Genomic DNA, 13,466 nt, shown 5'->3' on the forward strand with positions numbered 1-13,466 from the left:
GGGCAGCTTCTCGGCCGGCGTTGCGTCTCAGAGCTCGTATGGAATGCCGCGCACCGCGTGCTCGGCGTGCCCGACGACTTCCTCGACCAAGCCCTTGATGTGGCTGCCGCGCAGCCGATAGAGCCGGGCCCGGCCGTCGGCGCGTTGTTCGACCAGGCCGCCGAGGCGGAGTTTGGCGAGGTGCTGGCTGGCCGCGGTGGGGGTGCAGCCGGCGGTCTCGGCCAGGGCGGTGACGCCCAGTTCGCCGTCGCGCAGGGCCCACAGCAGGCGCAGCCGGCTCGGTTCGGCCAGCAGGTCCAGAAAGCCGACCGCGGTGTCGACGACCGGGTCGGGCAGGGTGCGTTCGGCCGGGTCGGCGTGGTCCGGGTGGCCGGGGGCGGCCGGGTCGGGCTGTGCGGCTTGGTGGACCATGGGGACATCTTGTCACCTGCGGGAACGCGGCGTGTCCCGGTCGCGTGGCGGGCCCCGAACCGAAGGGGACGGAACGGGACCCTGGTCAGCGGATCAGCCGACCGGTTCGAACTCCCGGGCCTTGACGCCGGCCACGAAGGCCGCCCACTCGGTCCGGGAGTAGACGATCACCTCGGCGTCGGGGCGGCGGGAGTGCCGGACCCCCACCGAGCCGTCGGCCAGCATCGCGACTTCGACGCAGTTGGCGGCGCCGTTGCTGTGACTGCTCTTGCGCCAGGCGGCGCCGGCCAGGTCCGGGTGCTCGGCGCCGCCGGTGACGGACGCGCCGGGCGCGCCGGGATCGGGTGCCCCGCCGGGGGACTGGTGCGGTTGTGCGCTGGTGCTCAACTAGCTCTCCATCTTCGTCAGCAGGTCGGCGAGCCAGAGCGCCGACCGTTCGGGGGAAAGCGCCGCGGCACGCAGCTGGTCGAACACCGACGCGTAATTACGCACCTCGTCGACGGTCTCCAGGAAATGCGTTCGTGTCAGGTTGTCCAGGCATACCACGTCGTGTTCCAGAGGATTCCCAAAGCCTACAATCGCGAAGGGTTCGTCGAGCCCCGAATATGCGCCTGCTGAATGGGTGATGATCTGGATGACGACATTGGGCCGGCGCGATTCCTCGATGACCCGTTCGATCTGACCCCGCATCACCTCGCGGCCGCCGACCGTCTGCCGCAGCGCGCCCTCGTGCATCACCACCCGCAGCCGCAGCGGTTCGGCGCCGCCGAGCATGCGCTGCCGGGTGCGGCGGACCGCCACCAGCGCGTCCACGTCGAGCGGTTCAGTGCGCACCCGCCAGGCCTCGGCCAGGGCCCGGATGTAGTCCTCGGTCTGGAGCAGGCCGTGGACCAGTTGCACGGTGTGCGCGTCGATCGAGGTGGCGGCCGCCTCCACGCTGATGTAGTCCGCGTAGGGCTCCGGGATGGCCCGCCGGTAGTACTGCCACCAGCCCTTGTCCCTGATCTGGCCGGTCAGGTTCAGTAAAGTCGTGCGCAGGTCCTCGTCGTCGACCCCGTACACGTCCAGCGCCGCCGCCACGTCGATGCGCCGCAGCCGGCCCTGGCCGTTCTCCAGCCGGGACAGGGTCGAGTCCGAGATCTCCAGGCGCTCGGCCGCGCCCTGCAGGGTCAGTCCCGCGCTGACCCGGAGCCTGCGCAGCGCGGCTCCCAGCCGCCGGCGGCGGATCGGCGGCGCCGACGGCCCGGCCGGTACCCGGGCCGCCCGCTCGACCGGGCCGCCCGGCTCCGGCGGCGTCGCGGACCCGCCGTCGGGAGCGGTTCGGGCGCGCGGTCCGGGACCTTCTGCGGATGTCATCGCCAACCCCCTGCGGTTCGCTTTTGCGATGGGAGGCCATTGTGCCCGACGCGGCTGCGGCGATTTCACGGATTCCCCTGCGGTGCCCGGCCCGTGGTGGGATATTTCATTACGGGGTGCGCGCTGGGGGAGACGAATCGCGCGAACATCGATGATGTGAGGCCGTCATGCAGGATTTACGCCACCCCGCCCCGGCGGCGTGCCGCGTCGCCGGATCAGGCGCCGGCGGCGGGGTGGCAGTCCGCGGCCCGGCGGCCGGCCCCGAGCCGGCGCCGGGGCCGACGGCACAGCAGAACACTGCTTTGTACTGGTCGTTCCCGGGCTCGGCCCTGGACGTGAGCCTGTCCCGGCGCTGGCTGGCCGCCGCGGTGGAACAGGCCTGGGGCGCCGGGGACGACGCCGACCGCGTGGTGCTGGCCTACAGCGAGATCGCCACCAACGCCGTGGTGCACGGCACCGGCCCGGTCACGGTGTCGGCGCGGATCCGGTCCGGCGCGGTGACCTGCGAGGTCGCCGACTGCTCGGACCGGGCCCCGCAGCCCAGGGCGGCCGGCGGCGAGGACGTCTGCGGCCGCGGGCTGGACCTGGTCGTGATGACCGTGGACCGGTTCCGGGTGGACGTCGGGGAGACCGGCAAGACGGTCTCGTTCGAGGTCGGACGTCAGTTCAGTGCGGCCGCCGGGTCCGGGAGAAGTCCGCTGCCGCCGTCCGCCCCGGGTCCGGTCGCGGCCGGTTCTGAATCAGGATCCGTATCCAGATCCGCAGCTGAATCAGGACCCGAATCAGGATCCGAAGCCGTATCAGCATCCGGACCGATCCCCGGATCGGGTTCCGGACCCGGCTCCGCCGGTGGACCCGCGGGTGGGGCCACCGGCGGACAGCAGGGAACGGGTTAGCGGGCGATCCACACGGCGGTGTCGGCCGGGATCCGGCCGTCATCCGCCAAAGGCCCGCTGGCCAGCACCACTCGGCCCGCGACCGGCTGGTCCGACGGTCGCGGGCCGAAGTTCACCACGCAGGCGAACCCGGCGCCGCGCTCGAAGGCCAGCACGCCGGCCGGTGCGTCCAGCCAGGCGAACGGCCCGTCGCCGAGCCCCTCGGTCTCGCGCCGCAGGCGCAGGGCATTGGTGTAGAGCGCCAGCATCGAGTCCGGGTCGGCCTCCTGCCCCTCGGCCGTGTAGTCCTTCCACGCCTCGGGCTGCGGCAGCCACGGCGGCGCCGTCGCGCCGTCCGGGCTGAAGCCGAACGGCGGCTCGATCCCGGACCACGGCAGCGGGACCCGGCAGCCGTCCCGGCCCGGGTCGGCCGGGTTGCGGCCCTTGCGCTCCCACATCGGGTCCTGGCGCAGGTCGTCGGGGATGTCCTCGACCTCCCACAGGCCGAGCTCTTCGCCCTGGTACACGTAGACCGACCCCGGCAGGGCCTGCGTCAACAGCGCCGAGGCCCGCGCGCGCCGGGTCCCCAGCGCCAGGTCCACCGGTCGGCCGAGCTGCCGGGCGTAGATCGCGAACGAGGTGTCCTCCCGGCCGTAGCGGGTCACCACCCGGTCCACGTCGTGGTTGGACAGCACCCAGGTCGGCGGGGCGCCGACCGGCAGGTGCAGGCTCAGCGTCTCGTCGATCACCTCGCGCAGCTTCTCGGCGTCCCAGGCGCAGCCCAGATACGGGAAGTTGAAGACGGTGTGCATCTCGTCCGGGCCGAGGTAGCGGGCCAGGCGCTCGGCGTCCGGCAGCCAGATCTCGCCGATCAGCACCCGGTCGCCGTCGTAGGAGTCGGCGACCCGGCGCCAGGCGCGGTAGATCTCGTGCACCTCCTCGCGGTCGGTGAACGCCGAGTCGTCGCCGGGCACCTGGTCCGGCAGCGCCGGATCCTTGACGCACAGCGCGGCGGAGTCGATCCGGAAGCCGTCGGCCCCGCGGTCGAACCAGAACCGCAGGACGTCCTCGAACTCGGCGTGGACGTCGGGGTGCTCCCAGTTGAAGTCCGGCTGCGCCGGATCGAACAGGTGCAGGTACCACTGGCCGGGCTCGCCGTCCGGCTCGATGACCCGGGTCCAGGTCGGGCCGCCGAACGGGCCGATCCAGTTGGTCGGCGACACCTCGCCGTCGGCGCCGCGGCCGGCCCGGAACCAGAACCGCTCGCGCTCCGGCGAGCCGGGTCCGGCGGCCAGCGCGGCGGCGAACCAGGGGTTGGCCGCGGAGGTGTGGTTCGGCACGATGTCCACGACCACGCGGATCCCCAGCTCGTGGGCCTCGGCGATCAGCGCCTCGGCCTCGGACACGTCGCCGAACAGCGGGTCGATCACCCGGTAGTCGGTGACGTCGTAGCCGCCGTCGGCCTGCGGGGACAGGTACCAGGGGTTGAACCAGACCGCGTCCACGCCGAGGCGGGCCAGGTACGGCAGCTTGGCGCGGACGCCGGCCAGGTCGCCGATACCGTTTCCGGAACCGTCGGCGAAGCTGCGCGGATAGATCTGGTAGATGGCGGCCGAGCGCCACCACGGCGCTTGGGAAGAATGCAGCGCGGACACCGGGAACCTGCTCTCTGTGCTCGAAGCAGAACGACGGCGGACAGCCGACGGGAAAGGGACAGGGGACGAGGTGCAGGGGGATGAGGGCCCTGTCAGCCCTTGACGCCGCCGACGGTCAGGCCGGCCATGATGTTCCGCTGGAAGATCAGGAACAGCACGATGGTGGGGATCGAGGCCAGGAACAGGCCGCCGACCAGTGCGTTGTCCGGCATTGAGGTGCTGGCGGTGCTGACTCCGACGTTCAGCGTCTCGTGCGCCGGCACGGTGATCAGCGGCCACAGGAAGTCCTTCCAGACCGCGACGATCGCGAAGATCGAGACCACCCCCAGGATCGGCCGCGACATCGGCAGCACGATGCGCCACAGGGTGCGCAGCGGGCCGGCGCCGTCCACGGCGGCCGCGTCCAGCAGGTCGTTGGGGATGGAGTCGAAGAACCGCTTGAGGAGGAAGATGTTGAAGGCGTTGGCGACCGTCGGCAACCAGATCACCCACGGCGTGTTCTGCAGGTTCCAGTGCACGAACGGCAGGTCCAGCACCGTCAGGTACTGCGGGATGACCAGCGCCGCGGCCGGGATCATCATCGAGGCCAGCATCAGCGCCAGGATCCAGTTGCCGAAGATCGGCCGGAGCTTGGACAGCGAGTAGGCGGCCGCGACGCAGAAGATCAGCTGGAGCAGCAGCGCGCCGCCGGCGTAGACGACGGTGTTCCACAGCAGCTGCGCCATCCCCAGCCGGTCCCACGCCAGGCTGAAGGCGTGGGTGGAGGGGTGCGCGGGCAGCAGGACCGGGGGGTTGCTGACCAGTTCCTGCGAGGTCTTGAAGCCGCCGGTGGCCATCCAGAACAGCGGGCCGATGAACACCAGCGTGGCCAGCAGCAGGGCGATGGTCAGGGCGGTCCAGTACAGCCGCCGGCCCCGGTCGGTGTTCAGCTGGGTCCGAGATATCAGGGTACGTTGATAGTTCGGCGTGGACTTGAGCTGCTGGGAGTGGAATCGGTTCCGGGCGTCCAAGGCCCGCAGGAGACTGTGCCGGCTCATCTGTCAGTCCTCGCTTCCGCGGCGTTCCAGCACGATGTAGATGGCTGAGAAGATGGCCAGCACCAGCAGCATGATCACGCCGAGCGCGGCGGCGGTGTTGAACTTGTTGTAACTGAACGCGTAGTTGTAGAGCAGGTAGACGACCGTCGTGGTGGATCCCTCTGGACCGCCGCCGGTCAGGACGAACGACTCGGTGAACATCTGCATCGTCGCGACGATCTGCAGCATCAGCATCAGCGACAGGATGAGCCGGGTTTGCGGGATGGTGACGTGCCGGATCCGTTGCAAGACACTGCAACCGTCCAGTTCGGCAGCTTCGTACAGGTCGCCCGGAATCCCTTGCAGGGCCGCCAGGTAGACCAGTGTCGCGGTGCCCATGTTGCTCCACGTCGAGACCAGCACGATCGAGGGCATGGACGTGGTCTTGGACGCCAGCCACTGCGACTTGGGCAGGTGCAGGAAGTGCAGCGCCTGGTTGAAGAGCCCGAACCCGGGGTCCATGAAGTACTTGAACAGCAGGATCCCGGCCACCGGCGGCAGCATCACCGGCAGGTAGACCAGGATCCGCAGATACCCCTGCGCGTGCCGGAACTCGTTGACCACGATGGCCACCGCGAACGGCGCGGCGAAGCCGAGGACCAGGGCCAGGCCGGTGAACTCCAGGGTGTTGCGCCAGGCCTGCCAGAACTCGGGGTCCGCGGCGACCTGGCGGTAGTTGCCCAAGCCCACCCACGTCGTCTGTCCGCGGTGCACGCGCTGGAAGGACATGATGATCTCGCGGATCATCGGATACCAGGTGAACAGCACGAAGCAGAGCAGCGCGCCGAACAGGAAGGCATGGGCCCGCAGGTTGCGGCCGGTGGCGCGGCGCAGCGTCTTCCAGGTGCTTCTGCTGTCGCGCTGTCCGGTGTTGTCCCGCACCCGCTCTGAGGCCAAGGCGAAGGCCATCGTGTCGACTCCGTTTCCGTGGGTCTGGCCGCGCCAGGCGGCCGGTCCGCGTCCCTGAGCGCGGAGGCGGCCGCCTGGCGCCAGGGGCGCGGCTACTGGTTGGCCAGGATCTGGTTGACCTGGGTCTCGGCGGTGCTCAGCAGCTTGGCCGGATCGGCGTTCGCATCGGTCACGGCCGCCGACATCGCGGTGTCCAGGACCTTGTAGAGCTGTTGCGCCGCCGGCGGTTCCAGGACCGGGGAGATCGGGTTGTCGACGAAGTCCGTGTACTGATCGATGGGCAGCGTCGCCGAGGTCTTCAGGTCCGACTGCACCTGTGCCATCTGCGGGGAGGTCTGGTTCCAGAAGAACTTCTGCGGCAGGCCGATCGCGACCGGCTTGTCCGGGGTGGCCAGGGCCTTGTCCCGGGCGAAGTCGAACTGGCCCTTGCCCGGGGTCAGGTACTCGAAGTCGATCCAGGCGATCTCGGCCTTGATCTGGTTCGGGGTCAGACCCTTCTTGAAGTAGTACAGGTCGCCGCCGGCCAGGGTGCCGGTGGCCGGGCCCGTGGTACCGGGCATCGGGCCCATGCCGTACAGGTTCGGGCTCGCGCCCAGGACCTCGACCAGGTGCTGGATCACGTCCGGGGCGCCGATGAACATGCCGACCTTGCTGGTGGCCAGCGGCGGGAAGGCGTCGGCCCACTGGGTGACCGGTGTCGGGCCGATGCCGCCGTCCTTGAAGCGCATGTCGTGCAGGCGCTGCAGGACCTGTTGGCCCTGGCTGGTGTTGAAGGCGGCCTTGGTGCCGTCGGCGTTCACCATCTGGCCGCCGTTGCTGTCGAGCTCGGCGGCGAAGTGCCAGCCGCCGTTGTTGCCGCCGCTGTAGTCCTCGTAACCGCTCACCCCGCCGCCGAGCGCGGAGATCTTGGCGGCGTCGGCCTCGACCTCGTCCCAGGTGGTCGGCGGCTTGTTCGGATCCAGACCGGCCTTGGTGAACAGGTCGCGGTTGTAGATCAGGCCTTCGGAGTAGTAGTTGATCGGCAGCGAGTAGGTCTTGCCGCTGTCCTGCAGGTTCTGCTTCACCCCGGGCAGCATCTGGGACCAGCCCGGCACGGTCTGGTCGTTGACGTAGGAGCTGATGTCGGTCTCGTCGTTGGAGTCCAGCACCTGGTTCTTGTCGGTGAAGTAGGCGTGGTAGGCGCCGGTCTCGTTGTGCGCCTTGAGCTGCGCGGTGAACTGCGCGGCGACCTCGATCTGGCCGACGTAGGGCTTGGCGTCGACGGTGACGTTCGGGTAGAGGATCTTGAACGCCGCCAGGTCGTCCGCGTACTCGGCCTTGTTCGCGGCCTGGTCCGCACCCGGCGCGCCGTCGATGGAGATGGTCACCGTGGCGTTGGGGTCCAGCGGCTTGCCGTCGGCGACACCGCCGGCGGAGTTGGCGGAGCCCTTGGTCGAGGAGCCCTTGCTGGAACTGGAGGAGCAGGCGGAGCCCGCCATGGCTATACCGGCCACCGTGACGAGCGCGACCATCGTGCGTGATGCGTTGCGTTTCATGCGTTTCACCCCTTCGTTCGTTGGCTGGGGAGGCGCCGTGCCGCAGCGTCGGCGTGAGTCATCGGCGTGCCGAGAAGGTACAGCTGTAAACAGTCGACTGCAAGAGTCTGATGAAAAATCGAAAGAACACGACTAGGTTACGGATGATCCACTCAGCCCTCTGACCGGGGGTCACGGCACCGTCACCGCCTTGCGGACCGGCCCGCAGATTCTTGCGCCAGTTAGTCGGAACCCATCGCCTTCTTACTGATTTCCGTTCTACTCTTGCGACATGACGAGCAGACTCGCCGAGGTGGCGCAAAAGGTCGGGGTCAGCGAGGCCACCGTCAGCCGGGTCCTCAACGGCCGGCCGGGGGTGTCGGAGAGCACCCGCACCGCGGTGCTCACCGCCCTCGACGTCCTGGGCTACGAACGGCCCACCCAACTACGCGGCGAGCGGGCCCGCCTGATCGGCCTGGTCCTGCCCGAACTCCAGAACCCGATCTTCCCGGCGGTGGCCGAGGTGGTCGGCGGCGCGCTGGCCCAACGCGGCTTCACCCCGGTCCTGTGCACCCGCACCGCCGGCGGCCTGTCCGAATCGGACTACGTCACCATGCTCCTGGACCAACACGTCTCCGGCGTCGTCTTCGCCGGCGGCCACTTCGCCGAAAGCGACGCCCCCCACGAGCACTACCACCTCCTGCGCGAACGCGGCATCCCGGTAGTGCTCTTCAACGCGGCGGTGGAACACCTGGAACTCCCCCAGGTCTCAACAGACGACGCGGTAGCGGTGGAGCAGGCCTACGCCCACCTGGCCTCCCTCGGCCACGAACGCATCGGCCTGGTCCTGGGCCCCGAAGACCACGCCCCATCCCGCCGCAAACTCACGGCCTACCGCGAGCAGTGCGCAATCCACAGCCGCGAAGCCGACGAGGCCCTGATCGAGCACGCGATGTTCGCCCTCGAAGGCGGCCACGCAGCCGCCACCCGCCTCCTACGCGCCGGAGCGACAGGCATCATCTGCGCCAGCGACCCCCTGGCCCTAGGCGCCATCCGCGCAGTCCGCCGAGCGGGCCTACGGGTCCCCCGCGACGTATCGGTAGTGGGCTACGACGACTCGGCCTTCATGAACTGCACCGACCCGCCCCTGACAACGGTGCGACAACCGATCGAGGCCCTGGGCCGAGCAGCGGTGACCCTGCTGGTGAACCAGATCGAGGGCGCCCGAGTGGCAGCCGAGGAGCTCCTGTTCGAGCCGGAGTTGGTGGTGCGGGGATCCACGGGCTCGGTTTCGGGACGGGGCGGTGGGACCGAGGCCGACGGCGAGGATGAGGCAAGGGAGTAGCCGATCCGCACCCGCCAGCCGAGAATGCGCCCCCGGGACCGCCGCGATGTCAGCCCTCCGAACCGGCGGCCTCACCGCATTGCCAGCTCCTTGAACCAGCCGAACTCGCCGAGTTGCCAGCCCCCTGAACCGGCGGCCGAAGACTCCGCCTTGTCAGCCCTCTGAACCGGCGGCCGAACTCGCCGAGTTGCCGGTACCGAACCACCGGGCTTTGTATTTCTCCGGCCGGTTTTCGGTTCGTTCCCCTCGGTCGCGTCGGCAGGGCTTCGCCTACAGTGCCGGTGGCCGGGGGTCAAGTTCGCGCTGAACAAAACCGCAGCTCAGGCACCCAACCGCCGCGCGCGGACTTTACCCCCGGACACCGGTGCTGTACCCATCGGGCTGACGACGCGACCGAGGGGAACGGACCGCACCACCCCACAAACCGCAGCCGCTGAGACTCACCCGGCCACCCGAAGGACTGGCGCTAGTTTCCCTGAGGTTGTCGAGGCCCGCCGGAGGCCCGGCTCTTCATCACAGTTTTTGACCTTGCACTGGCTTACTGGAGTTGAAGAGGCCTGAGGTGCGGCGGGGTTGTGAACGCGCGAACCGGCAGCCGACAAACACACCCACCACCCCGAACCCCGAACCGGCACAACTATGACCGAAGGCGTAAAAAGCTTTGAAACCCACACCCCCAACCGCAACCCGGCTCGAAGACTTCTCGCTCGGCAAAGACTTGCCGCTCGACAAACCCAGGCTCTCCTAGCGGCGAGTGCCCAGCCCAACACCACCCGCATGCTACCGTTTTGGATCCAGTTCCCGAGCACGACTGTGGGGGAGGCAATATGGCCGAGGTGGGCTCGCGGCCGCCGACCGCGCAACAGTTCGTGCTGGGTGAGGTGCGGCGGGCTATCACCAGCGGGGAGTTGCGGCCGGGGACTGCTATTCGGCAGGAGGCTTTGGCGGGGCGGCTGGAGGTCAGCCGGGTTCCGCTGCGGGAGGCCTTGAAGACGCTCGAGGGGGAGGGGCTGGTCACCTACCGGGCGCACCGGGGCTATCGGGTCGTCGAGTTGTCGATGGCTGATCTGCGCGAGGTGTATCGGCTGCGGGAGATCCTTGAGGCTGAGGCGGTGCGGGCAGCGGTTCCGCTTTTGGACGAGGCGGTGTTGGGGCGGTTGGAGGCGGCGCAGGCGGAGGTGGAACGGGCCGCCGGGGAGGGTGCCGTGGCGGTGATGGCCGGCGCCAATCGGCGCTTCCACTTCGCATTGTTCGAGGCGGCGGCTATGCCGCGGTTGGTGCGGATCATCGGCACGTTGTGGGACAGCACCGACGCCTACCGCTCGCTCTACTACGCCGGCGACCAGAACCGGCGGCATGTGGTGGCCGAGCACCGGGCCGCGTTGGCGGCGCTGCGAGCGGGGGACGCCGAGGGGGCGGTGCGGTGGTTCGACCGGCATCGGGCGGCCGCGGTGGAGACCCTGGCGGGACAGATCGAGGCCTGACGACGGATTGAAGCCCGGGCGCGGATCGCGGATCGAGATCAGTCAGCGAATCTCAGCACCAAGGCCGACCCAGCCACTCGCGAAGTCAGCGAACCTCAGCACCAAGGCCGACCCAGCCACTCGCGAACACCGCCCCCATCACCATCCAACCCAGGCGGCGGCGAGCGGTACGCCGCAGGCGTAGCGCTAAACCGCACCGGATGCGCACTCTGCCGAACCCCGCCAACCTCCACCACACCCCCCAACCCCAACTCCTCCGCGAGCGCGAAAGCCCCCGCGACATCATTGATCGGCCCGCAGGGCACGCCGGCCTCGGTCAGCACAGCGAACCACTCCTCAGCCGGGCGGGCACCCAGCAGCGCATTCAGCGCATCGACCAAAGCCCCCCGATGTGCCACCCGCGAAGCGTTCGTGGCGAAGCGCGCGTCGGCGGCCAGCGAGCCGGCGCCGAGCGCTGTGCACAGGCTGTGGAATTGGCGGTCGTTGCCGGCGGCGATCACCAGGGGGCGGTCCGCTGCGTCGAAGACCTCGTACGGCGCGATGCTCGGGTGCCGGTTTCCCATCGCCCGGGGGACGACGCCGGCCGCCAGGTATGCCGAGGAGTGGTTCACCAGCCCCGACAACAGCGACGTCAGCAGCGACACCGACACCCGCTGCCCTTCGCCGGTCGCGTCGCGGTGCCGGAGTGCGGCCAGGATGCCGAAGGCGGCGTGCAGGCCGGTGATCACGTCGACCAGCGCCACACCTGCCTTCGTCGGGTGCTCGGGTTCGCCGGTGACGCTCATCAGGCCGCCGACCGCCTGCGCCAGCAGGTCATAGCCCGGGAGGGAGGCGCCGGGGCCGTCGCCGAAGCCGGTGATCGAGCAGTAGACGACACCCGGGTTCGGCTCCCGCATCTCCTCATAGCCCAGGCCCAGGCGCTCCATCGTCCCCGGCAAGAAGTTCTCGACCACCACGTCCGCGCGCCGTATCAGCTCCCTGGCCAGCGCCGCGTCCTGGGCGTCGTGCAGGTCCAGGGTGAGTGAGCGCTTGTTGCGGTTCACGCTGAGGAAGTAGGTGGCGGTCCCGTCCGGGGCGAACGGCGGGCCCCACGCGCGGGTGTCGTCGCCGAGGTCGGGCCGCTCCACCTTCACCACGTCCGCGCCCAGGTCGGCCAGCAGCATGGTCGCGTAGGGGCCGGCCAGGACGCGGCTGAAGTCCGCCACCAGGAGGCCGTTCAGCGCTGCGCTCATGGCGGTCCACCATACTGGATCCAAAATCAGTTCTGGATCCAAAATCCATTCTGTGGTGGAGTAGGAGCCATGCCCTCCAAGCCTGTGTCCCCTCTCGATCTGTTCGCGATCGACGGTCTCCTCAGCGACGAGGAGCGCGCGATGCGCGATCTGGTCCGCTCCTACGGCGCCCGCGAATTGCGCCCGCACATCGCCGACTGGTTCGAGGCCGGTGACCTGCCGGCGCGGGACGTGGCCCGCGGTCTGGGCCGGCTCGGCGTGCTCGGTATGCACCTGCACGGCTACGGCTGCGCCGGAACCAGTGCCCTGACTTACGGCCTGGCCTGCATGGAGCTGGAGGCGGTCGACTCCGGTCTGCGCTCGCTGGTCTCCGTGCAGGGCTCACTGGCCATGTTCGCGATCTGGCGCTACGGCTCCGAGGAGCACAAGCAGACCTGGCTGCCGCGGATGGCCGCCGGGGAGGCGATCGGCTGCTTCGGGCTGACCGAGCCCGACTTCGGCTCCAACCCGGCCGGGATGCGGACCACCGCCAAGCGCGACGGCGACAGCTGGGTGGTCAACGGCACCAAGATGTGGATCACCAACGGGTCGGTGGCCGACGTCGCGGTGGTGTGGGCCGGGACCGCGGACGGCATCCGCGGCTTCGTCGTGCCGACCGGCACCCCCGGGTTCAGCGCCCCGGTGATCAAGAAGAAGCTCTCGCTGCGGGCCAGCGTCACCAGCGAGCTGGTGCTGCAGGACGTGCGGCTGCCCGCCGACGCGATGCTGCCCGAGGCGTCCGGGCTGTCGGGGCCGCTCGGCTGCCTGGACGAGGCCCGCTTCGGCATCGTGTTCGGGGCACTCGGCGCGGCCCGCGACTGCCTGGAGGCGGCGATCGCCTACGCGCTGGACCGCGAGGTCTTCGACCGGCCGCTGGCCGGCTTCCAGCTGACCCAGCAGAAGCTCGCCGACATGGCGCTGGAACTCGGCAAGGGCATGCTGCTCGCGCTGCACCTGGGCCGGCTGAAGGACGCCGGGCAACTGGACGCGCGCCAGGTGAGCCTGGGCAAGCTGAACAACGTGCGGGAGGCCCTGGACATCGCCCGCGAGTGCCGCACCATCCTGGCCGCCAACGGGATCACGCTGGAGTACCCGGTGCTTCGGCACGCGAACAACCTGGAGTCGGTGCTCACCTACGAGGGCACCAGCGAGATCCACAGTCTGGTGATCGGCAGGGCGCTGACGGGGCTGTCGGCGTTCGTGTAGGCGCGGCTCGGCTTTCGTCGAAGCCCACCGTGTCGGCGCACTATGTAAGTGCACTATGTAAGCGCACCGAGTAAGCGCACCGAGTAAGCGCACCGAGTAAGCACACCGAGTAAGCACACCGAGTAAGCACACCGAGTAAGCACACCGAGTAGCCACACCGTGTATGAGCGCATCAGAGGCCGCGCCGCGGCTGCAAGCGCAGCTCGAACCCGGGAAACGCCCGATTTCGCAGGGCGTTGATGCTTGGTCGCGCAGCGTCGGCACCCTAGTCTGAAGACCGTGCGGAGCAGCGAGCCACCGAGCGTGGAAGCGGGGGACCACCTGGGCGGCGGGCGTCACGCGTCCGGCGGGGTCGGGGTTTGGC

The 13,466-nt window shown here is 69.5% G+C and carries 12 protein-coding genes; 4 read left to right on the forward strand and 8 right to left on the reverse strand.

Annotated elements, in window-relative coordinates:
* Nucleotides 1-27: 27 nt before the first annotated feature.
* The 3 genes from KGQ19_RS31770 to KGQ19_RS31780 all read right to left on the reverse strand — a co-directional run bounded on the left by KGQ19_RS31770 (nt 28) and on the right by KGQ19_RS31780 (nt 1,767).
* Nucleotides 28-411: an ArsR/SmtB family transcription factor gene (locus tag KGQ19_RS31770; RefSeq protein WP_212016026.1), complete on the reverse strand. Its 384-nt coding sequence runs from the start codon at nt 409-411 to the stop codon at nt 28-30.
* 93 nt (nt 412-504) lie between these two features.
* On the reverse strand, nt 505-798 hold the full coding sequence (locus KGQ19_RS31775; protein ID WP_212016028.1) for a DUF397 domain-containing protein: 294 nt from the start codon (nt 796-798) through the stop codon (nt 505-507).
* The gene (locus KGQ19_RS31780; RefSeq protein ID WP_212016030.1) at nt 799-1,767 is read right to left on the reverse strand and encodes a helix-turn-helix domain-containing protein; all 969 of its coding nucleotides are present in this window, start codon (nt 1,765-1,767) and stop codon (nt 799-801) included.
* A gap of 167 nt (nt 1,768-1,934) precedes the next feature.
* On the opposite strand from KGQ19_RS31780, the gene KGQ19_RS31785 reads away from it, so the two are divergent.
* Complete coding sequence (locus KGQ19_RS31785) at nt 1,935-2,663, forward strand: ATP-binding protein (RefSeq protein ID WP_212016032.1); 729 nt, start codon at nt 1,935-1,937, stop codon at nt 2,661-2,663.
* On the opposite strand, the gene KGQ19_RS31790 is transcribed toward KGQ19_RS31785, so the two are convergent.
* The 4 genes from KGQ19_RS31790 to KGQ19_RS31805 form a co-directional block, all read right to left on the reverse strand.
* Nucleotides 2,660-4,297, reverse strand: coding sequence for a glycoside hydrolase family 13 protein (locus tag KGQ19_RS31790; RefSeq protein WP_307856570.1), 1,638 nt, complete (start codon nt 4,295-4,297; stop codon nt 2,660-2,662). The two genes, KGQ19_RS31785 and KGQ19_RS31790, sit on opposite strands and share 4 nt — an antisense overlap.
* A gap of 92 nt (nt 4,298-4,389) precedes the next feature.
* Nucleotides 4,390-5,334, reverse strand: coding sequence for a carbohydrate ABC transporter permease (locus KGQ19_RS31795; RefSeq protein ID WP_212016034.1), 945 nt, complete (start codon nt 5,332-5,334; stop codon nt 4,390-4,392).
* A 3-nt stretch (nt 5,335-5,337) separates the two neighbouring features.
* Nucleotides 5,338-6,282, reverse strand: a complete 945-nt coding sequence (locus KGQ19_RS31800) for a carbohydrate ABC transporter permease (RefSeq protein WP_212016036.1) — start codon at nt 6,280-6,282, stop codon at nt 5,338-5,340.
* 92 nt (nt 6,283-6,374) lie between these two features.
* Nucleotides 6,375-7,817 (reverse strand): extracellular solute-binding protein, encoded by a 1,443-nt coding sequence (locus KGQ19_RS31805; RefSeq protein WP_212016038.1) that lies wholly within the window; start codon nt 7,815-7,817, stop codon nt 6,375-6,377.
* Nucleotides 7,818-8,088: 271 nt separating this feature from the next.
* On the opposite strand from KGQ19_RS31805, the gene KGQ19_RS31810 reads away from it, so the two are divergent.
* Nucleotides 8,089-9,141 carry a LacI family DNA-binding transcriptional regulator gene (locus KGQ19_RS31810; RefSeq protein ID WP_212016040.1) on the forward strand — a complete coding sequence of 351 codons (1,053 nt, stop codon included), beginning with the start codon at nt 8,089-8,091 and terminating at the stop codon, nt 9,139-9,141.
* An 827-nt stretch (nt 9,142-9,968) separates the two neighbouring features.
* Entirely contained in the window at nt 9,969-10,625 is a 657-nt protein-coding gene (locus KGQ19_RS31815; protein ID WP_212016042.1) for a GntR family transcriptional regulator, read from the forward strand.
* A 95-nt stretch (nt 10,626-10,720) separates the two neighbouring features.
* Here the strand turns inward: KGQ19_RS31815 and KGQ19_RS31820 are convergent, their stop codons facing one another.
* Nucleotides 10,721-11,857, reverse strand: coding sequence for a CaiB/BaiF CoA transferase family protein (locus tag KGQ19_RS31820; RefSeq protein WP_212016044.1), 1,137 nt, complete (start codon nt 11,855-11,857; stop codon nt 10,721-10,723).
* 69 nt (nt 11,858-11,926) lie between these two features.
* Here KGQ19_RS31820 and KGQ19_RS31825 point away from each other — a divergent pair, with 69 nt between their 5' ends.
* On the forward strand, nt 11,927-13,102 hold the full coding sequence (locus KGQ19_RS31825; RefSeq protein ID WP_212016046.1) for an acyl-CoA dehydrogenase family protein: 1,176 nt from the start codon (nt 11,927-11,929) through the stop codon (nt 13,100-13,102).
* Nucleotides 13,103-13,466 lie beyond the last annotated feature (364 nt).

It is taken from the genome of Catenulispora pinistramenti (genome assembly GCF_018274385.1).
Lineage (GTDB): Bacteria > Actinomycetota > Actinomycetes > Streptomycetales > Catenulisporaceae > Catenulispora > Catenulispora pinistramenti.

Coding starts and splice junctions, on each gene's coding strand:
- KGQ19_RS31795 (WP_212016034.1), bottom strand. CDS start 5,334: ATGAGCCGGCACAGTCTCCTGCGGGCCTTGGACGCCCGGAACCGATTC.
- KGQ19_RS31800 (WP_212016036.1), bottom strand. CDS start 6,282: ATGGCCTTCGCCTTGGCCTCAGAGCGGGTGCGGGACAACACCGGACAG.
- KGQ19_RS31770 (WP_212016026.1), bottom strand. CDS start 411: ATGGTCCACCAAGCCGCACAGCCCGACCCGGCCGCCCCCGGCCACCCG.
- KGQ19_RS31820 (WP_212016044.1), bottom strand. CDS start 11,857: ATGAGCGCAGCGCTGAACGGCCTCCTGGTGGCGGACTTCAGCCGCGTC.
- KGQ19_RS31785 (WP_212016032.1), top strand. CDS start 1,935: ATGCAGGATTTACGCCACCCCGCCCCGGCGGCGTGCCGCGTCGCCGGA.
- KGQ19_RS31815 (WP_212016042.1), top strand. CDS start 9,969: ATGGCCGAGGTGGGCTCGCGGCCGCCGACCGCGCAACAGTTCGTGCTG.
- KGQ19_RS31810 (WP_212016040.1), top strand. CDS start 8,089: ATGACGAGCAGACTCGCCGAGGTGGCGCAAAAGGTCGGGGTCAGCGAG.
- KGQ19_RS31825 (WP_212016046.1), top strand. CDS start 11,927: ATGCCCTCCAAGCCTGTGTCCCCTCTCGATCTGTTCGCGATCGACGGT.
- KGQ19_RS31780 (WP_212016030.1), bottom strand. CDS start 1,767: ATGACATCCGCAGAAGGTCCCGGACCGCGCGCCCGAACCGCTCCCGAC.
- KGQ19_RS31805 (WP_212016038.1), bottom strand. CDS start 7,817: ATGAAACGCAACGCATCACGCACGATGGTCGCGCTCGTCACGGTGGCC.